The 20,886-nt window shown below is 44.1% G+C and carries 16 protein-coding genes; 13 read left to right on the top strand and 3 right to left on the bottom strand.

What is annotated here, in order from left to right:
* Positions 1-2 precede the first annotated feature (2 nt).
* Positions 3-2,741 carry a putative LPS assembly protein LptD gene (locus tag POW22_RS10080; RefSeq protein WP_272832544.1) on the bottom strand — a complete coding sequence of 913 codons (2,739 nt, stop codon included), beginning with the start codon at positions 2,739-2,741 and terminating at the stop codon, positions 3-5.
* Positions 2,742-2,933: 192 nt separating this feature from the next.
* Here POW22_RS10080 and POW22_RS10075 point away from each other — a divergent pair, with 192 nt between their 5' ends.
* The 9 genes from POW22_RS10075 (at position 2,934) to bshA (ending at position 12,570) form a co-directional block, all read left to right on the top strand.
* Positions 2,934-4,043, top strand: a complete 1,110-nt coding sequence (locus tag POW22_RS10075; protein ID WP_419180998.1) for an N-acetylmuramoyl-L-alanine amidase family protein — start codon at positions 2,934-2,936, stop codon at positions 4,041-4,043.
* A gap of 56 nt (positions 4,044-4,099) precedes the next feature.
* Positions 4,100-5,056 carry an MlaD family protein gene (locus tag POW22_RS10070; protein WP_272832543.1) on the top strand — a complete coding sequence of 319 codons (957 nt, stop codon included), beginning with the start codon at positions 4,100-4,102 and terminating at the stop codon, positions 5,054-5,056.
* A 3-nt stretch (positions 5,057-5,059) separates the two neighbouring features.
* The gene (locus POW22_RS10065; protein ID WP_272832542.1) at positions 5,060-6,385 is read left to right on the top strand and encodes a 4Fe-4S dicluster domain-containing protein; all 1,326 of its coding nucleotides are present in this window, start codon (positions 5,060-5,062) and stop codon (positions 6,383-6,385) included.
* Positions 6,378-6,713 carry a hypothetical protein gene (locus POW22_RS10060; protein WP_272832541.1) on the top strand — a complete coding sequence of 112 codons (336 nt, stop codon included), beginning with the start codon at positions 6,378-6,380 and terminating at the stop codon, positions 6,711-6,713. The genes POW22_RS10065 and POW22_RS10060 overlap by 8 nt, the downstream gene beginning before the upstream one ends.
* Positions 6,691-7,125, top strand: a complete 435-nt coding sequence (locus POW22_RS10055; RefSeq protein WP_272832540.1) for an LNS2 domain-containing protein — start codon at positions 6,691-6,693, stop codon at positions 7,123-7,125. Before POW22_RS10060 ends, POW22_RS10055 begins: the two co-directional genes overlap by 23 nt.
* 2 nt (positions 7,126-7,127) lie before the next feature.
* Positions 7,128-7,919 (top strand): (Fe-S)-binding protein, encoded by a 792-nt coding sequence (locus POW22_RS10050; RefSeq protein ID WP_272832539.1) that lies wholly within the window; start codon positions 7,128-7,130, stop codon positions 7,917-7,919.
* Between the two features lies 1 nt (position 7,920).
* On the top strand, positions 7,921-8,406 hold the full coding sequence (locus POW22_RS10045) for an ABC transporter ATPase (protein WP_272832538.1): 486 nt from the start codon (positions 7,921-7,923) through the stop codon (positions 8,404-8,406).
* A 20-nt stretch (positions 8,407-8,426) separates the two neighbouring features.
* The gene (locus POW22_RS10040; protein WP_272832537.1) at positions 8,427-11,348 is read left to right on the top strand and encodes a serine hydrolase domain-containing protein; all 2,922 of its coding nucleotides are present in this window, start codon (positions 8,427-8,429) and stop codon (positions 11,346-11,348) included.
* An 88-nt stretch (positions 11,349-11,436) separates the two neighbouring features.
* A complete protein-coding gene (bshA, locus tag POW22_RS10035) occupies positions 11,437-12,570 on the top strand; it encodes an N-acetyl-alpha-D-glucosaminyl L-malate synthase BshA (protein ID WP_272832536.1) in 1,134 nt (377 codons plus the stop codon).
* On the opposite strand, the gene POW22_RS10030 is transcribed toward bshA, so the two are convergent.
* The gene (locus POW22_RS10030; protein ID WP_272832535.1) at positions 12,567-13,052 is read right to left on the bottom strand and encodes a hypothetical protein; all 486 of its coding nucleotides are present in this window, start codon (positions 13,050-13,052) and stop codon (positions 12,567-12,569) included. The two genes, bshA and POW22_RS10030, sit on opposite strands and share 4 nt — an antisense overlap.
* Before the next feature lie 116 nt (positions 13,053-13,168).
* Between POW22_RS10030 and POW22_RS10025 the strand changes: the two genes are divergently transcribed.
* Complete coding sequence (locus tag POW22_RS10025) at positions 13,169-16,081, top strand: FAD-binding and (Fe-S)-binding domain-containing protein (RefSeq protein ID WP_272832534.1); 2,913 nt, start codon at positions 13,169-13,171, stop codon at positions 16,079-16,081.
* Here the strand turns inward: POW22_RS10025 and POW22_RS10020 are convergent.
* Positions 16,068-16,901, bottom strand: a complete 834-nt coding sequence (locus POW22_RS10020) for a UDP-2,3-diacylglucosamine diphosphatase (RefSeq protein ID WP_272832533.1) — start codon at positions 16,899-16,901, stop codon at positions 16,068-16,070. The genes POW22_RS10025 and POW22_RS10020 overlap by 14 nt on opposite strands.
* Before the next feature lie 173 nt (positions 16,902-17,074).
* On the opposite strand from POW22_RS10020, the gene aroC reads away from it, so the two are divergent.
* The 3 genes from aroC (at position 17,075) to POW22_RS10005 (ending at position 20,858) form a co-directional block, all read left to right on the top strand.
* Positions 17,075-18,139 (top strand): chorismate synthase, encoded by a 1,065-nt coding sequence (gene aroC, locus POW22_RS10015; protein ID WP_272832532.1) that lies wholly within the window; start codon positions 17,075-17,077, stop codon positions 18,137-18,139.
* Positions 18,140-18,156: 17 nt separating this feature from the next.
* Positions 18,157-19,479 carry a dicarboxylate/amino acid:cation symporter gene (locus POW22_RS10010; RefSeq protein WP_272832531.1) on the top strand — a complete coding sequence of 441 codons (1,323 nt, stop codon included), beginning with the start codon at positions 18,157-18,159 and terminating at the stop codon, positions 19,477-19,479.
* Positions 19,480-19,586: 107 nt separating this feature from the next.
* Positions 19,587-20,858 carry a hypothetical protein gene (locus POW22_RS10005; RefSeq protein WP_272832530.1) on the top strand — a complete coding sequence of 424 codons (1,272 nt, stop codon included), beginning with the start codon at positions 19,587-19,589 and terminating at the stop codon, positions 20,856-20,858.
* Positions 20,859-20,886: the final 28 nt, after the last annotated feature.

Genomic DNA, 20,886 nt, shown 5'->3' with positions numbered 1-20,886 from the left:
TTTTATAAACGCTGATCGGGTCGGCGTTGTTTATCGTATTTAATGTCGCTAAGCACATCCGCAGTAATTCCAATGTAGAAATACCAGGAACTTCTGTTGCTGAAAGGTACCCAGGTAAAGTTCATGTTCCAACTCTCTAAGTCTCGATTAAAGCGGAATTGCGTAAAAGTAAAGCCTTTGTTGGTAAAGTCATATCCAGAAGAAGCTCCTACGGACCACCGGGGCGATAATTCTACATTTCCACTAAACATGAGCGAGTGAGAAGAAATGGTGTTCTCCCGTTGCCTGTTGGAATAGGTAATGGTATAAGCCAATCGCAGATCCCAGGGGAAATTGTAGCGATAGCGTTTAAATTCTGTCGGGTCTTCTTGGTCTTGATTCTGATTGCGGTTCCGCGCATTATTGCCAAACTCGTTGGAGTTACCAAAAAGGTCGTCTGGGCGTCCACCGTTTCTAAAGGTTTCATTGTCCAATCGATCTTCATCCGTAGCACCACCCGTCAAAAAGTCCTTGCTGTTAAAGGCGTAGTTCATGCTCATATTAAAGTCGGTGAGTCTAAATAAACTCCCGCCATTATTAATGTTGAGCATATCAATCCGCTGGTTATTATTATTCAGCGCATAAGGGTCCAAACTTCCACCAAAGTTGAGGTCTAATTTGGGCAGTACCGGTAAACTTCCTCTAAAACTTATAGGTGCCAAATTCAAGGAGTCCGCTAACAAATTGTAGTTAGTGCTGAACGAGAGGTTGTTGAGCAGCATGATCTTTTTGGGCTCCGTGGCCGTGGAGTCTTTATCCCGCACTTTGGCCTCAATGGTATTACTAATGCTCAGACCAATATTGCTGGAAGCAAAGTTGCTTGGAGCTCCGTATAAGGTATTTTCAAAACGAGAATACTGTATGACCTCTTCCCGGTCTGGAGTTCCTGCGACTTGAGCCGTGTATTCATCATAGAACTGGTCAAAACTCGGGGTGTTACTGTAACTAACAGAAGGCCTTAAAACATGCCTAATGGCTTGAATCTTCCGTGTTGTGGAGTCCTTTTTAAGCCCCATGGGGAAATTACCGTAAATGGTTGTTCCTAAACTTGCTGAGAAGTTGTAGGTCCTGTAGGAGTCAAAACCGCGAACGGTATCTATGGCAACTCCACCTGCGCCTTCATTGAGCTCTGGATCAAAACTCTGCTCAAAGGTTTTGAACACCCAAACCTCTTGATAGTTGGCGTTTACAGAAGCACTGATGTAATTAAACAACTTAAAGTTCGTGGTGATGGGAATGGTATGTCGCGCACCCAAACGCGCGTCTCTAAACATTTCTGGTCTAAAAAATAGACTGTCTGTGGTATTGTACTGATTGATGGCCTGCACATCATATTGCAGGTTGATGTTTTGAATGATACCCTTTTTACTTCCCGATTTAGGCGCAAAAGGAAAGACCCTTGAAACGCTCCCTGTGAATGTGGGCAGGGTCATGGTAATCTGTTCGGTCTGAGCATTCTGTTGATGCGATGCCGTTAGCGCAAGGTTGATCTGAGGATCTCCTTGAAATACCTTGGTGTATGAGACTGATGAGGACAGGTTGTTGTTCAAAAAGTTAGCCGTGTTATTTTGGTTAACCGATTGACGGTAAAACTGCGAACTACCTAAGTTTACCGAGGCAGAGAATCGTGAATTCGGGTTGGCCTTGGTATCCTGAGAGTGGTTCCATCGCAAGTTGTAAATGGTTTGCTGCGCAAAATCGGGGAATCCACGTTCACTGGTCAGGTTGTTCTCAAAGCGGAAACTCAAATTACCGTTGAATTTGTAGCGAACCCGATAAGCACTTTCTACTTTGACTCCATAACTACCGTTGGTAAAATAATCTCCCATTACGGTGAGATCGGCATAATCGGCAATAGGGATGTAGTATCCGAAGTTCTGAAAGAAAAAACCACGGTCGTTATCTTCTCCAATAAGCGGTAAAATAAAACCAGACTTTCTATCCTCAGTCAGCGGAAAGAAAGCAAAAGGCAAGCCAATAGGCGTCGGCACGTCTGCGATATACATATTGGTCAAGCCCGTAACGATCTTCTTTTTGGGCACAAACTTCACCTTCCGCGCGTAAAAGTAATATTCCGGGTCGTCAACGTTCTCTGAGGTCGTGAAACGCACATTGCTCATATAGACCACAGAATCATTCACCTTTTTGGCGACTTCTCCACGCACTCGGAATCCATTTTGAACCGTTCTTGAATTGTATATAAGCGCTTTTTGGGTGTCAAAATTAAAGATGATGGAATCCGGTTCTACCTCGCTTTGGCCTTGAGTAAAAACAGGCATTTGCGTGTAAGTGCCAGCGGTATCAACGATCCCTTTGGCGGTCACCTCGTTTTTGTTGTAATCCAAGACGATGATACCGGCCTCGATCTTCATGTCCTGATAGGTCACAAAAGCTTCATTGTAGAGGTATACTTTGTTTTCCCTGCGGTTGATAAAAACGTAATCCTTCCCAAAATAATCCACCACATCGGTGATCACTTCTTGTTCTGGAACTAAACTGTCTCCGGTAATGCTGTCTCTTTGAGCGATATTGACAGGCTGGGTAAACAAGCTGTCCATAGCCACTCGGGTGGAGTCTCTGCGGGCTCTTGGAATAACAACGGAAGTGGAATCGGGTAGGTCTTGAGCCAAAGCATCTGTTGGAGCGAGGGTCACCAACAACAAGCCGATCACAAAAAGCAGACGTTTCGTGATACCGGGCAATGCAGTATTATTTATTAAAAAGTGGCTCAATTTTTGACGTCTCAAAATTACATTAATTTTTTAGGCAGCCTTTTAAAAATGCCCTAAATTCAAACCCATAAGTGCGTGGTGGTTGATTAGCAGCGTCCAACCTATAAAAATCAGACGCAACTTTGCGCTTAAAGCTGCGTTATTAACAGAAAGATTAACGATTTGCGTAGAATACTTTTAACATTTGCGATACTCCTTACGAGCGGTTTAGCCCTTCAATCCTTTGAGAATCCAGTTTGGGTAAATGAATTCGTCGTGGTCTTAGATGCCGGTCACGGTGGGAAAGACAGCGGGAAATACCACAACGGTATCAAGGAAAGTGAGATTGCCTTAGACATTACTTTGAAGGTTGGAGCTTTGTTAGAGAAGCAACCGGGCATTAAAGTGATCTATACCCGAGACACGGATGTATTTGTGAATCTCTATGAGCGCGGTGCCATTGCTAACCGAGCCGATGCCGACCTTTTTGTATCCATCCACTGTAATGCGCATAATTCAAGTGCTTACGGCGCAGAGACCTATGTGCTCGGGCTACATGCCAACAAACAGAACCTAGAAGTTGCCAAAAAGGAGAATGAAGTGATCTTTTTGGAGGACAACTACGAGGAAAATTACGCAGGTTATGACCCCAACTCTCCGGAATCATTCATTGGTTTGACCTTGATGCAGGAAGAGTATTTGGATCAAAGCATTATGCTGGCGAGTTTGGTACAGAACAATTTTGTTAATCAGCTTGGGCGTAAAGATCGCAGCGTAAAGCAGGCCGGATTCATTGTATTGCATCAGAGTTATATGCCCAGTGTGCTGATAGAAACGGGCTTCATTACCAATAAGAAAGAGGGAGCTTACCTGAACTCCAATAAAGGAAAGACAGAGATGGCCAAATCCATCAGCGATGCTATTCTATCGTACAAGAAAAGTATACTACTCGCCACCGAGGGTAGCCAAGATCCGGAGATTACAGAAAAAGAGATCGAGACCGCTATCGCAACCACAGAGGAAAACATCTACGAAGGAGTGACCTTTAAGGTACAGCTAGCGGCAAGCAGCAAAGAACTCGAGCTACAGCCTTATAATTTTAAAGGATTACGCGAATTGAGTCGTAGTAAAGAAGGCAATTTGTATAAATATTACTACGGAGAGACCTCAGATTACAACAAGATCCTGCTCATGAAAACCTTTGCCCAAGAGAAGGGCTATGCCTCTTGTTATATTGTAGCTTTCAAGGACGGGAAAAAGCAAAAACTCTCCACGATTATTAAATCCAATTAGCCCCTAGCGGTTTTGAATTTATTTCTACCTTTGTTTAAACCCAAAAAACGCACTTTTTGAAACTTTCCAGAGAACTAAAAACAGGTATACTTGCCGTAGTATTTTTGCTATTGGCATTCTTTGGGTTTAATTACCTTAAAGGCTCAAATCTACTAGAGAATGAACGTATCTTTTATGCCACTTATCCGCATGTAGGAGGTTTGGCAGTTTCGGCTCCGGTTTCTATCAATGGGCTGGATGTAGGCAAGGTACTGGATATTCAACTTCAAGGCGAGCAAGGCGAACTGTTGGTGAAGTTCTCCGTAGCAACAGACTTTGAATTCTCAAACAAAAGTGTCGCTAAGATCTTTAGTGGCGGATTGATCGGAGGTCGATCTCTAGCGATTATTCCTGATTTTTCTGATGCCCCTTTGGCCAAAAGCGGTGATATGCTTTCTGGTGAGTTAGAACAAGGCATGATGGATGCAGTCTCTGACAGACTTTTACCCATTGAACAGAAAGTGAACTTCAGTCTGGAACAATTGGATACCATTCTAGTGGGTCTGAATAATGTTCTAGATGCGGAAGGACAACGCGCCTTGCAAGAGACTTTGCAAAAACTCAATGCAACGGCGAGTTCTTTTCAAAGCGCATCTGCAGAGCTAAATGGCATGATCAAAGAGAATCGCGCCAAGCTGGATCGCACCTTTACCAACTTAGACAAAACAGCAGCTAACGTAGCTGTACTTTCAGATTCTCTGGCTAAGCTAGAGCTCAACCGCATGGTGCTGACCTTGGAGGAGACCATCAACGATGTGAACGGAATTATGGCTGCCATTGAAAATGGCGAGGGCAGCATGGGAAAACTTTTAAAAGACGACGAACTATACAACAATCTGGCAGGAGCTTCTGGGCAACTGGAACAACTGCTAGAGGATATGAAACTCAATCCGAAGCGCTATGTGCACTTCTCTTTGTTTGGGAAACGTGCTAAACAGTACGAAGCCCCTGAGGAGGAGCCAGACGACAACTAACTTATGGAATACCTACCTAACATTCTCTTTGTGATCGCCCTTGTTTTGGGCATTGGCTATTTTACGATGAACATTCGTAAAGTTATTCGCAACATTAAACTGGGGCGAGAAGTGGATTACGGAGATCACAACAAGGAACGCTGGGGCAATATGGCGCGGATTGCCATGGGACAGTCTAAAATGGTGGTAAGACCTGTTGCTGGTTTGCTACACTTTGTGGTTTATATAGGATTTGTGGTGATCAATATTGAAGTTTTGGAGATCATCATTGACGGTATTTTTGGAACCCACCGCATCTTTGCCTTTTTAGGTGGTTTATACGATTTCTTGATTGCAACCTTTGAAATACTTGCCTTGTTGGTATTGGTTGGAGTGATCGTTTTTTGGATCCGAAGAAACGTACAACGCATTAAACGTTTTATGAGTCCGGAGATGAATGGTTGGCCCAAGAATGACGCCAACATCATCTTATACTTTGAGGTGGTGCTTATGGTTTTGTTTCTAACCATGAACGCTGCAGATCTAAACCTTCAGCAAATGGGCGCTGCTCATTATACTGCGGCAGGGAGCTATCCGGTGAGTAGTTTTATTGCGCCGCTTTTTGAGGGTATGAGTGAATCCAGTCTGATTCTATTAGAACGCACGGCTTGGTGGTTGCACATCATCGGGATTTTGATTTTCCTGAATTATTTATACTTCTCAAAGCACCTACACATCTTGTTGGCCTTCCCAAATACCTTTTACGGGAAAGTCACTCCAAAAGGGCAGTTTGTCAATTTAGATGCAGTGACCAATGAGGTAAAGCTCATGATGGATCCAAACGCAGACCCTTTTGCAGCACCAGATCCTGGAGCAGAGGAGGAAGCGCCAGCGAAATTTGGAGCCAGTGACGTGATGGACCTCTCACGCACGCAATTGCTCAACGCATATACCTGTACGGAATGCGGTCGTTGTACCAGTGAATGTCCTGCCAATCAAACGGGTAAGAAATTATCGCCTCGTAAGATCATGATGGACACGCGTGATCGATTGCAAGAGGTAGGAAAGAATATTGATAAGAACGGTTCCTTCCAAGAAGATGGAAAACAACTCTTGGGAGATTATATAACGCATGAGGAGATCTGGGCGTGTACCACCTGTAACGCTTGTGTAGAAGCATGCCCGGTAAGCATTGACCCATTGTCTATTATAATGGATATGCGTCAGTACTTGGTAATGGAACAATCCGCAGCGAGCAATGAGCTTAACGGAGCCATGACCAATATTGAAAACAATGGAGCTCCTTGGCCGTATAATCAGATGGACCGATTAAATTGGGTGAATGAATAAATGGTTGCTCACACTGCTCTTTATCTGTATTGGGACTTTGGCTCATTCCCAAAGCTTCCGCAAGGATTCCCTACAGATAAAGGTATACACTGTGATCAATTATAAAGGCAGCCATCCGCAGAAAATTGACGTTACCAAGGTCTTTTGCGATTATTGCAATGAAGAGCAGGTAGAAGTAATTAAAAAACGAGCATGGAGCATGACCTATGACCAACGTTATGCCCCAGAAAATCGAATTAAGGAAGGCGAGCGCCGATTGGCCTTGTTTATCCGGATAGCTAAAAAGGATTTCTCAAAACTAAACAATGAAGAAGGAAGACGTAGATAAATTACTCCAACAAAAGGTAGACGAAGGGGAACACGTAAGCCCGATCCTACCAGAAGGAATTAAAAACTATTTGATCGATATAGACGGAACCATTACCGAGGACGTTCCCAATGAGGAGCCTGAACGTATGGAGACCTGTGAACCATTTCCAGACGCTTTAGAAACGCTCAATAAATGGTACGATCAAGGACATATCATCTGTTTTTTCACCTCCAGAACTGAGGAGCACCGTGAAGTGACCGAGAACTGGCTCAACAAACACGGCTTTAAGTTTCACAGTCTTTTGATGGGCAAACCGCGTGGAGGGAATTACCATTGGATTGACAATCACCTTGTAAAAGCTACGCGTTACAAAGGTAAATTCACCGATCTGGTAGAAAAAGACGTAACCATTCAGGTATTTAAAGAATAATTATGAGTGAAACCTTGCGAGTTCCAACAATGGCCCAAATGATGGCCGAGGGTAAAACCCCTGAAGTACTTTTTTGGGTGGGCTGTGCCGGAAGTTTTGATGATCGTGCAAAGAAGATCACCAAGGCTTTTGTAAAGCTGCTCAATAAGGCTGAGGTAGATTTTGCCGTTTTAGGAACGGAAGAAAGCTGCACAGGAGATCCGGCGAAGCGAGCGGGAAATGAATTTTTATTTCAGATGCAAGCCATGACGAATATTGAGGTTATGAATGCTTATGAGATCAAAAAGGTAGTCACTACCTGCCCACACTGCTTCAATACCATTAAGAATGAGTATCCCGGATTAGGAGGCAATTATGAAGTGATGCACCACACCCAATTCTTGAAGTCCTTGCTCAATGAAGGCCGATTGACCGTTGCTGGTGGCACCTATAAAGGAAAGAAGATCACCTTCCACGACCCTTGTTACTTAGGGCGAGCTAACGGCATCTATGAAGCACCTCGCGAGCTGCTTCAAAAATTGGAAGTAGAGTTGGTTGAGATGAAACGCTGCAAAAGCCGTGGGCTTTGTTGCGGAGCAGGAGGTGCGCAGATGTTCAAAGAACCAGAACCAGGCACCAAAGACATCAATATTGAACGCACTGAGGAGGCCTTAGAAACTAAACCAGAGATCATTGCTGCGGGTTGCCCTTTCTGTAATACCATGATGACCGATGGGGTTAAAAATGCAGAAAAGGAAGATAGCGTCCAAGTGATGGATGTGGCAGAGATGATTGCAAACGCTCAAGACCTTTAGTATGTTAGTACCCTTTGATTCATTGCCGGATGAGGCGCGTATTTGGATCTATCAGGCAGATCGAAAAATGTCTGAAGATGAGATCGGTACCATTTTGCCAAAACTGGAAGAGTTTTTAACCCAATGGACTGCTCATGGTGCCAATTTAAAGGCAGCTTTTCAGATGCGTTACCAAAGATTCATCGTCATTGCTTTGGATGAATCCCAAGCGTCTGCCTCTGGCTGCAGTATAGATGCTTCGGTACATTTCATTCAAGGTTTAGAGCAGCAAATGGGCTTGAGTTTGTTAGATAAGCTCAATGTCACTTATTATAATGGGCCGCACATTGCCCATAAATCCTTAGCCGACTTTAAGAAAATGGCTAAGAATAAATCAGTTTCAAAGAATACTATTGTATTCAATAATTTGGTCAATACTAAAGGAGAATTTGAAGAATATTGGGAAGTTCCGGCTAAAGACAGCTGGCACGCCAGATTCTTAGCATAGTTTTTGATCTGCGTTACTTTATGAAGAAAGTTCTTGTCGTCATATTGGGGTTGATAGCAAGCGTGACTAACGCACAGCAGATCGATCCTCTTTTACAAACTTCTGGAGACCAATTGGCTCAAATTGCTTGGGTGGATTCCATTTACAACAGCATGTCGCTACAAGAAAAGGTAGGGCAGCTTTTTATGGTCGATGTATTCTCAGAAGATCCCAAAAGTAAAACAGACAAGGTCAAGGAGCTGATTCGTAACTACCATTTGGGTGGGGTGATCTTCTCAAAAGGAGGACCCTACAGACAAGCCAAACTCAACAACGAATTTCAAGAACTCTCCAAAGTACCACTATTAGTAGGTATGGATGCCGAATGGGGTCTGGCCATGCGATTGGACAGTACCTTTGCCTATCCTTGGAATATGACCCTCGGAGCTGTTCAAAACGATTCTCTCATACGCGCGGCGGGACGCCGAATAGGTGAGCATTCCAAGCGTTTGGGGGTACACATAAATTTTGCACCTGTTGTAGATATCAATACCAACCCAAAGAACCCAATTATTGGTAACCGTTCCTTTGGAGAATCTGCTGCCAATGTAACGGATAAGGCCAGTGCCTTCTTTCAGGGTATGCAAGATGCTGGAGTCTTGGCCAATGCCAAGCATTTCCCAGGTCACGGAGATACCGATGTGGATTCACACAAGACCTTACCCACCATTGGTTTTGATAAGGCGCGTTTAGACAGTCTGGAACTCAGTCCTTACAAACGCTTGATCCGTGAGGGAATAGCGAGCGTAATGGTCGCTCACTTAAATGTTCCTGCTTTGGAGACCAAAGACGGCTATCCATCTTCTATATCGACCAATATTGTCACCAATTTACTCAAAGGAGAACTCGGTTTCAATGGTTTGATCTTTACGGATGCTTTGAATATGAAGGGAGCTTCTAACTTTAGTGAACCGGGTGAGATCGATCTAGCGGCATTTATGGCCGGGAATGATATTTTATTGATCTCAGAAGATGTTCCAAAGGCACATGCCCGAATTATCGCTGCGTATAGAGCCGGTGATATTACGGAAGAGCGTTTGGCACTTTCGGTAAAGAAGATCTTAAAGGCTAAATATTGGGTCGGTCTGAATAATTATCAACCGGTTAATGAAGACAATTTATATGAGGACCTCAATACTCCAGAAGATGAGGCTTTGAATGAACTCTTGCTGGAACGCGCGTTGACGGTTGTTAAAAACGATTCTGCTCTGGTGCCGATAAAAGAATTGAAGGATCAGAAGATTGCTTATGTGAACTTCGGAGATGCTTCGGGTTCTGCCTTTTACGAGCAGCTTAAAAAGTATACGAATGTCGACTGGGTAAAGGCGAATTCGTTGGAACAACTCAACTCTAGTTTAAAGAAATACGATCGGGTGATCATCGGGTTCCACAAGTCTAATGACAATCCTTGGAAGTCTTATAAAATGGCCGACAAGGAAGTGGTTTGGTTGTATGAGATCGCGCGTCAGAATAAAGTAATCCTCAATATATTCACCAGCCCTTATGCGCTTTTGGGTGTAGAGACGCTGACAAACTTTGAGACCGTGATAGTCTCTTATCAAAACAGTGAAGTAGCCCAGCAATTGGCGGCTCAGGCCATATTTGGTGCGCGAGCTGCACAAGGACGTCTACCAGTAGGTGTTGGTGCAGAATACCCAGTAGATACTGGAGTAGACACCAAAGCCATTGGAAGACTACAATACGGAGCAGCGGGTTCTGTGGGTTTGGACCCAGAGCGATTAAAAAAAATTGACACCCTTACCCGCAATGGAGTCTGGGCTGGCATGATGCCTGGAGCTCAGGTTTTGGTAGCGCGTAAAGGGAAGGTGGTGTATCAGCAATCTTTTGGGTATCATACGCCCGATAAAAAGCGACGCGTAAAATCAGATGATATTTACGATCTGGCTTCTTTGACCAAGATATTGGCAACCCTACCTATGGTCATGCAGCTTTACGATCGAGGTGTTTTGGGTATGGAAACGGAAATTCAAGAAATGCTGCCCGATTGGAGTCGGTCTAACAAAGCTACCATCACCCTTAAGAAAATGTTGACCCATACGGGACGTCTGCGTGCGTGGATCCCTTTTTATACACAAACCCTGGACTCTGTAATTGATGGTCCTTCTCAGTTGTATTACCGAGCCACTGCTAATGACACGTTCAACGTGCAGGTAGCCAATGAACTTTATATGCGACAAGACTATAGAGATTCCATTTACGAGGCGATCAAGGAGAGTGAACTCCGCAGTAGAAAAGGGTATAAATACAGCGATCTTCCTTTTTATATCCTCAGAAAGTATTTGGAAGATTTTTACGGAAGTCCCTTAGAGGATCTGGTAGAACGCGACCTTTACGGGCCTTTAGGGGCGAATTTAACGGGATACAATCCCTTAGGACGTTTTTCTGAAAATCGTATTCCTCCAACTGAAGAAGACTATTACTTCCGTATGCAGGCTGTAAAAGGCTATGTCCACGATCAAGGGGCCGCTATGCTGGGTGGTGTGAGTGGTCATGCGGGATTGTTTGCCAATGCCAATGACGTAGCCAAGATCATGCAAATGTATCTCTGGAAGGGGAACTACGGGGGCAAACAGTTCTTTAAAGAGAGCACTCTGGACGATTTTAACACCTGTTATTTCTGTGAAGATGATGTGAGACGTGGCGTTGGTTTTGACAAACCTCAATTGGGTGATGTAGGACCAACCTGTGGTTGTGTATCTATGACGAGCTTTGGACATTCCGGCTTTACAGGAACCTTTACTTGGGCCGATCCGGAAGAAGAGATCGTGTACGTGTTTCTATCCAACAGAACCTATCCTACGGCTGACAATCGCATGCTTATTAGCAGTGATCTGCGTTCACGAATCCAGCAGGCTATCTATGACGCCATCATCCGGGAATAAGCGGCAGAGCTGTTAAAAATTCCTTATTGCCTTGATAGAGTACAAACATTCCTTGTACTTTTACTACTGAAACATCAAACGAAGTACTTTGAAGATTGCCATAGTATGCTATCCTACCTTTGGAGGAAGTGGCGTTGTTGCTACTGAATTGGGAATTGCCCTTGCCGAACGGGGACACGAGATCCATTTTGTTACCTATCAGCAACCGGTTCGCCTGGATTTTCTAGCGAAGAATATCCACTTCCATGAGGTACATGTTGAGAAATATCCGCTTTTCTTGTATCAGCCTTATGAATTGGCCTTATCGTCTAAATTGGTAGAGACCGTAAAGCAACACGGCATAGAGCTGCTGCACGTACATTATGCCATTCCTCACGCTTATGCGGGCTATATGGCAAAAAAGATGCTTGCAGAAGCAGGTATTGATCTTCCTATGGTAACCACGCTTCACGGAACAGACATTACCTTGGTTGGGAATCACCCTTCTTTTAAACCTGCTGTGACCTTTAGTATTAATAAAAGTGATGTGGTAACTTCCGTGTCTGAGAGTTTAAAGCAGGACACCCTGCGGTTGTTTGATATCAAAGTGCCTATAGAAGTAGTTCCTAACTTCATTGATGCACTATCAAAACCACAAGAATTCACAGAATGTCAACGAGAATTGATGGCCAGCCCAGAAGAGCGAATCATTACGCACATCAGTAATTTTAGGCCTGTAAAACGAATTCAAGATGTAGTACATGTTTTTGAAGCGATTGCTCAAAAGATTCCCGCCAAACTCATTATGGTAGGCGAGGGGCCAGAGCGCGCTTACGCAGAACACCGTTGTAAGGAACTCGGTATAGCCGACAAAGTCCGTTTTGTGGGTAATAGTAATGAGATCGATAAGATCTTGTGCTTTAGTGACCTGTTCTTATTGCCTTCAGAAAAAGAGAGCTTTGGTTTGGCAGCTTTGGAGGCTATGTCTGCGGGAGTCCCTGTGATCTCTAGTAATACAGGGGGTCTGCCAGAAGTCAATGAACCCGGAGTTTCTGGTTATTTAAGTGAGGTCGGTGCTATTGATGATATGGCAGCGAAGGCCTTGAGTATCTTAGAAGACGATACTACTTTGGCTCGTTTTAAAGCACAATCCCGAGAACACGCCAAGTTGTTTGACATCAAAAAAATAGTGCCCCAATATGAGGCACTATATCAAAGTGTTTTAGATACGGCGACGCTTTAGAATTGATAGCGAATACCGAGCCCGAGGTCAAAGTCAAAATCGTCGTTAAAATCCCCGAAGCCAATTTCTGGTCTCACGTCTATAGAGAGTATTAGTGGAATGTTGAAGTTGTATTCAATACCCGCGTTTCCTGCTATAAAAGCAAACGAATCGGTATCATCATTTCCAGGAAGATCATTGTCAATACTGTATACGCCAGCACCTCCACCAGCACCTACGTACCAATTGAAGTTACCGTCTAATGGAAATAGCCATTGGTGTAGTGCCGTTAATTTGAACCCGTCATAATTGTTTCCTGATCGGATACCCAAGTTAAACTCCAAACGATTGGATTCAAACAAGGCGCGCTGATAACTGATCTCTGCGCCAAAACCGTCATCATCTCCAATACGCAATCCCAAGGCGTTTTTTGAAATTCGCTGAGCGGATGCACTAAACCCAATACCGATAAGGCATAATAAACAAAATAAGGTAGTTCTCATATTCAGTCTGTTTAAGAATTACTAGTTAAACGAAGATACAACAGTTAAATTATTTTAATTAAAAACCCGATCCTAGAATCTTGGCAGATGGAGCTTTAAGTTCTTACCTTTATTCCATGTCCAAGCTAGACGCTTCTTTAAAGGCTTTACAGGAAAAGCTTCAAGGTGAAATCCATTGGGATCGGTTGCACAAGCAGCTTTATGCTACAGATGCTTCCGTGTATCGGGAATTACCATTGGCGGTAGCTTATCCGAAATCTGAAGCAGATCTTCAAGCCTTGATTTCATTTGCGACAACCCATCAAATCAGCCTAACAGCGCGCACTGCAGGAACCTCATTAGCGGGTCAATGTGTGACGGATGGAATAGTCTTGGACTTTTCAAAGCACTTCACACAAGTTCACGATATTGATATTGCGAATCGAAGGGTCACGGTAGCGCCCGGGGTCATTAGGGATGACCTGAATGAGCAATTAGCGCCTCAGGGTTTGCTTTTTGGCCCGAATACCTCCACCTCTAATCGGTGTATGATTGGCGGGATGGTTGGAAATAACTCTTCTGGGACAACTTCTATTCGTTATGGCGTAACGCGAGATAAACTGATCGCTTTAGACATGATCCTTTACGACGGAAGTAAAGTCAGTCTTAAAGAGGAAACCTTAGCATCCTTTAACCAAGTCGCAGATTCAGAAACGGCGTTGGGTAAAATTTACAGGCAACTCAAGGAATTACTGGCCTCCAAAGAAGCTCAGCAAAAGATCCATGAGGTCTTTCCTAAAAAAGAAATTCACCGTCGTAATACGGGTTATGCGTTAGATGCGCTATTAGAAATGGAGCCTTTTGGGGGTGAAAATCCGTTCAATTTGGCCAAACTCATTGCCGGAAGCGAAGGCACGCTCGGCTTGGTGACTAAGATCACTCTGGCCTTGGATGAGCTTCCTCCAAAGCATCGAGCGCTGATCGCACCGCAATACGCAAGCGTTGAAGCTTGTTTAAAAGATGTAGCTCCGCTGATGAGACACAAACTCTACAGTTGTGAGCTCATGGACAAAAAGATCTTGGATTGTACCGTAAATAATGCTAAGTATAGGCCTTATAGAGCTTTCATTGAGCAGGATCCTCAAGCCGTGCTACTGCTTGAACTCTGTGAAGACAGCCCAGAATCTTTAAACCGAGCTATTGATACACTTTTAAAAAGCTTAAAAGATTCTGGAAGGGCTTATGCACTGCCTGTTTTAAAAGGAGTTCAAATAGATCAGGCCATGGAATTGCGCAAAGCAGGGCTTGGACTTTTGGGCAATATGATTGGAGATGCTAAGGCTGTTGCGTGTATAGAAGATACTGCTGTGGCGGTAGAAGATCTTTCGGAATACATCTCAGAATTTACTCAGCTCATGACTGAGTTTGATCAGCAAGTGGTCTATTACGCTCATGCTGGAGCAGGAGAGTTGCACTTAAGGCCCATTCTGAATCTCAAGCAATCACAAGACGTAAAGAAATTTAAAGACATCACCGCAGCGGTCGCTGTCTTGGTTAAAAAGTATCGCGGTTCCTTATCTGGAGAACACGGAGATGGGATTGTCCGCGGATCGCTTTTGCCTGAAATGCTGGGAGAGGAGGTCTATGGCTATATTAAGTCTGTAAAGCAAGCGTTTGATCCTCATAGTATTTTCAATCGCGGGAAGATCGTGGACGCCTGGGCTATTGATCAGCGGCTCCGATATGTGCCCGATCGTAAAGAGCCTAAGGTGACTACTTTTTTGGACTTTAGTGAAAGTCAAGGTTTACTGCGTGCTACAGAACAGTGCAACGGTTCCGGAGATTGCAGAAAACTGCCTGGCAATGGGACGCTTTGTCCAAGTTATCACGCCACTCGAGATGAAAAGGATACTACTCGAGCTCGTGCCAACGTATTGAGAGAACTACTGACCAACACTGTAGAATCAAACCCCTTTACTCAGCCTGAACTTCACAAAGTGATGGACCTCTGTATAAGCTGTAAGGCCTGTAGTAATGAATGTCCGAGCAATGTGAATGTGGCCAAATTCAAAGCGGAGATCCAATACCAACATCGCAAAGAAAAAGGGGAGAAGCCGAGGGATCGTTTTTTTGCCAAGAGTGACGCCAAGACGGCCTTATTGGCAAAACTTCCGAAGTTGAGTAATGCTTTATTCATTAGAGGATTTATGAGTAATCCCATTAAACGATTCTACGGTATTGACCGCAGACGTAAGCTGCCAGCATTAAGCACGCATCAATTTGAATTCCATGCAAAGTCAGAAGCAAAAAAAGATGCCTTACCTCAAGTCCTTTTGTATATAGATGAATTCTGCGAGCATTTTGACAAAGAGATCGCTCAAGATGCTTATGACCTGCTGGCTGGCTTGGGTTACGCAGTAAAACCAATCCGCGGTTTGAACAGTGCAAGGGCTTTACTTTCCAAAGGCTATTTGGAGGAGGCTTCTGAGGTTATTGATAGCAATGTGGCTCAACTTGCTCCTCAATTAGGAGCAAATGACGTCTTGGTAGGGATAGAACCCTCAGCCATATTGGGCTTTAGAGATGAATACCGATATATGAGTTCGGATAAAGCAGCGGCAGAGCAGTTGGCTAAACAGGCAATGCTCATAGAAGAATTTATTGCTCAAGAAGCTGCTGCAGGGAATATTTCCTCGGCTCAATTTACGACTGAAGAGGCTCGAGTTAAAATTCACAATCACTGTTATCAAAAGGCTTTGAGTGATCAAAAATGCACTTTTGATATGCTGAATTTGCCTGAGAATTATAAACCCACAATCATTCCATCGGGATGTTGCGGTATGGCAGGAAGCTTTGGGTACGAGAAGGAGCATTATGAGATCAGTATGAAAATCGGAGCGCAAACGTTGTTTCCGGCGGTATCTAAAGCCGATTCAACAACCCTCATTGCAGCGAATGGCACGAGTTGCAGGCATCAAATTGAAGACGGAACCCGTAGAATAGCGCAGCACCCCGTCACTATCCTTAAAAAAGCACTTAAAGCTCATTGAGTCCTACAAATGCAGAAATTACATCTGGCATGATCTCAGCGTCCACATTTTCAGTCCGATCCAATTTCATGACGCGTTCTCTGGTCTTGTAAGAGAAGAGCTTCCAAGTTTTATTGTTGTATTCTAAGGCCGTGAGATTCTCAACCCAATCGCCACTATTTAAATATAAGGTGCGCCCTTTTTTGTTCTTTACTTTTTTGATCGCAGGCTGATGGATATGCCCGCAGACTACAAAGTCGTATTCGTTCTCAATGGCCAGCTCTGCTGCAGTTTCTTCAAAGTTGCTTATGAACTTTACTGCGGATTTAACGCTGTTCTTGATCCGCTTGGACAGTGAGTATTTATCACGCCCGATCAGTTTTAAAACCCAGTTTAAAGCGCGATTGAACAAAATCAGAAGGTCGTAACCCCAACCCCCCAATTTAGCGAGCCATTTGGCGTGTTTTATGGAAGCGTCAAAAACATCTCCGTGGAAGAACCAGGCCTTTTTATCGTCCAACTTTAAAACCAGTTTATCCATGACGTGCAAATTACCCATATGGGTATCTGTGAATTTCCTGAGTTTTTCGTCGTGGTTCCCGGTTAAATAATAAACCTTAGTGCCCTTAGCCGCAAGCGCAAGGATCTTTTTGATCACCAGCATATGTGACTTGGGGAAATAGCGTTTTCTGAACTGCCAGATGTCTATAATATCTCCATTCAAGATCAAGATCTTGGGTTGTACTGAATTTAAATAATACAGCAATTCTCGCGCATGACAGCCGTAAGTGCCCAAATGCACATCAGAAATCACCACTACTTTCACCTTCCTTTTCAACACTGTAGATTTAGTATTACAAAGGGCGCAAATTTTTTATGAGAAATCGTTAGTGATTTATTACGAGTAGGTTGCAAAACTGTTACCCATTTTTAGGCTTTGTTTCCTGAATATTAAGCGGTTTGTAGCTTTTAATATTCCCACTGATAAATTACCTTTGTCTCTGATCGATTATCATGGCAGGAAATACTTTTGGAACTGTTTTTAAACTCACCACTTTTGGCGAGTCTCACGGCCTAGCTTTAGGCGGAATTATTGACGGCTGCCCAGCGGGCTTGACGGTAGATTTTGATGCCATTCAGGCAGAAATGATCCGCAGAAAACCTGGGCAATCAGCAATTGTAACTCAACGTAAAGAAACGGATCAAGTAAAGTTCCTTTCGGGTATTTTTGAAGGCGTTACTACAGGAACGCCCATCGGTTTTGTCATTGAGAATACCAACCAAAAATCCAAGGACTACAGCCACATAAAAGATACCTACAGACCTTCACACGCAGACTATACTTACCAACAGAAATACGGCCTGCGCGACTATAGGGGTGGAGGAAGATCTTCTGCTCGTGAAACGGCTTGTCGTGTAGTTGCCGGAGCTTTGGCAAAGCAACTGTTAGGTAACATCAGCATTAATGCTTATGTATCTGCTGTGGGAGACCTTCAATTAGAAAAACCCTATCAAGATCTAGATTTCACTTTGACCGAGAGCAATCCGGTAAGATGTCCAGACCCGGCTATGGCCGAGCAAATGGAAGCCTTGATCCGAGAGATCCGAAAAGAAGGTGACACAGTGGGTGGGAGCATTAGCTGTGTGATCCAAGGAGTGCCTGTTGGCTTAGGCGAACCGGTATTTGACAAACTCCACGCAGAATTAGGCAAAGCCATGCTTTCCATTAATGCCGTTAAAGGTTTTGAATACGGGTCCGGTTTTGAAGGCACGCGTTTAAAAGGAAGTCAACACAACGATCTTTTCAATGCAGACGGTTCAACTAAGACCAACCACAGTGGTGGGGTACAAGGCGGAATCAGCAACGGAGAAGACATTTACTTCAAGGTAGGCTTTAAGCCTGTCGCTACTATCATGCAAAAACAAGAAGCCCTCAACAGTGAAGGGGCCTTGGTAGAAATGCAAGGAAAAGGACGTCACGACCCCTGCGTGGTTCCTCGTGCCGTGCCTATCGTTGAAGCAATGGCCGCTCTAGTATTGGCAGATGCATGGTTATTAAATAAATTGGCTAAATTGTAGGCCAAACCCACTTAAATATGAAAAAAATGGCTTTACACTGGAAGATCCTCATCGGGATGCTTCTGGGAATTATCTTCGGATTTATCATGACCAGTGTTTCTGGAGGTAAGGAATTCGTTGGCGACTGGATCAATCCCTTCGGAACCATCTTTGTAAAGCTGTTAAAACTCATTGCAATACCCTTGATCTTGGCTTCCTTGATCAAAGGAATCTCCGACTTAAAAGACATTTCCAAATTCAGAAATATTGGCCTCAGAACCATTGTGACCTATATTTTAACCACAGTGATCGCTATCTCTATAGGATTAGTTCTGGTAAATATTGCTCAGCCTGGAGACGGTATCTCTGAGGAGACCGTAGCGAAACTCTCAGAAACCTATGCAGATAACTCTGGGGTTACTTCAAAGATCCAAGAAGCAGGGAAGGAACGCGGTCCTTTGCAGTTCTTAGTGGAAATGGTTCCCGATAATGCGTTTAAAGCCTTTAGTAATAACGGTTTGATGCTTCAGGTGATCTTCTTTACCATCCTCTTTGGGATCTCTATGCTTTTGATCGGTGAAAAGGCTGCGAAACCGCTAAAAGACCTATTTGATTCCCTCAACGATGTGGTTTTGAAAATGGTAGACTTGATCATGTTAAGTGCGCCTGTAGCCGTATTTGCACTATTGGCGCAAGTAGTTGTGACTGCCGATGACCCTGAAATTCTCAAGAGATTACTGTTCTATGCCGGTGTTGTATTCACTGGTTTATTGCTGATGATCTGCTTCTATATGATTCTTGTGGCGACTATTGCCAAAAAGAATCCGATCTGGTTTTTAAAACAAATAAGTCCAGCACAATTATTGGCTTTCTCTACGAGCTCCAGCGCGGCAACCTTGCCGGTTACTATGGAACGCGTAGAAGAGCATATCGGTGTGGATAAAGAGGTTTCTAGTTTTGTGCTTCCTGTAGGGGCGACCATCAATATGGATGGTACGAGTCTTTATCAGGCTGTAGCTGCGGTGTTCATTATGCAGGTGCTCTGGCCGGAAGGATTGATCTTTAGCAATCAATTGACCATAGTACTTACGGCACTTTTGGCTTCAATTGGTTCTGCCGCTGTACCGGGAGCTGGAATGGTGATGCTGGTCATTGTCTTGGAAGCTGTTGGATTTCCCGCAGAAATGATGCCGATCGCCTTGGCTTTGATCTTTGCTGTGGACCGTCCACTGGACATGTGCAGAACGGTAGTGAATGTCACTGGAGATGCAACAGTATCTATGATAGTTGCGAAGTCCGTTGGCAAGCTGGGAGATCCAAAACCTCAGGAATGGGACGACCATTATGAGGAGGTGAAATAGCCCTTTTAACCTGATTAATCGTCCTTTAACGAAAGTATCTACAAGTTTATAAATTGGTAACTTGTAGTTAACTTTTTTCGCGTAGATTGTGTCAAATTTTCAATCCTATGCGTTCTTTAATAACCTCACTTTTCCTCCTGGTGGGCGCAATTTCCCTTGCCCAAGTTGGAATAGGAACCACCAATCCAAGCGATGCCGCGATGCTGGAAGTAAGCAGTTCTTCTGACGGCACGAATTTTAAAGGCTTCATGCCTCCAAGAGTTAGCTCCATTGCGGAGCGAACAACAATTAATCCAGGTGTTGATGATATCGGATTACTTATTTTCTTAGCTGATGCCACAAACGGCAACTATTGTTTACAGATCTGGGGAGGAACCGACTGGGAAAACGTCTACTGTTTATCCAGCCCAGTAATTGGTTCTGAGGTCTATTATTCTGCAAGCTCGCAAACCCTATCAGAAGGAAGTGGACGTGTAGATCTGGAATTCACCATAGACAATCCATCACCGACAGATGCTATAACCATAACCATTGAAGCTGATGATTATACCGACCTCACTGAAACCATGGCTCAGACCGTGATCATTCCCGCAAATACTACGGCATATACTGCAGTCGCAATATTCAGTATTGATGATGATACCACCGTAGAAGCTGCAGAAGATGTTGAATTCACCATCAGTACTATTTCTGGCGGATTGGGTACAGCAACTATAGGAACTCCGAGCGTTCACACCTTAACCATTTTAGATGACGACGGTACTTCTGCTTTACCCTATACGGAGTCTTTTGAGACCGATGGAGCCGGAGTGCGATATGCCCTTAGCAGCCCGCAATATATTCGTTCTGGTTTTGACGATTATTTCTCTCGAGCTCAATTGTCTGATCTAGCCTTTACTCCCGCTACGGAAGCTGTGACCTTCTCTGGTTCACCAGACGGCACCTATTTCTTTGCAGCGCAGGATATTGATGGAGAGGCAGGTTATTCGAGTGATCAAACCTTGACCATTACGGGTATCGATATCACCGGAGGAATCAATTTAGAGCTTGATATTTTGATCGCTGAGGATGATGAGGGAGCCAATGAAGATTGGGACGCTACGGGCGATCAACTCTTGATAGAGTATCAAATAGACGGTGGAGGATATCAAAACCTTTTGGCTGTTGAGGCTGACATTGCATCGGGTTCTAATAGTCAACCTGCTCTAGACACCGATTTTGATGGAGTAGGAGACGGAACGGTGATCACAGATACGTGGACCAACTTTAACGCTGCAATCACTGGAACGGGGACTACCTTAGACATTCGAATTACCTTTAATTTGAATTCTGACGATGAAGACATCGCCATCGATAACATAAGGATCACCAGCAACTAAACATAAAAAAAGGGCCGCTAAGGCCCTT

This window comes from Gilvibacter sediminis, from assembly GCF_028561565.1.
Classification (GTDB): domain Bacteria; phylum Bacteroidota; class Bacteroidia; order Flavobacteriales; family Flavobacteriaceae; genus Gilvibacter; species Gilvibacter sediminis.
This window is presented reverse-complemented; position numbering and strand designations above follow the sequence as displayed.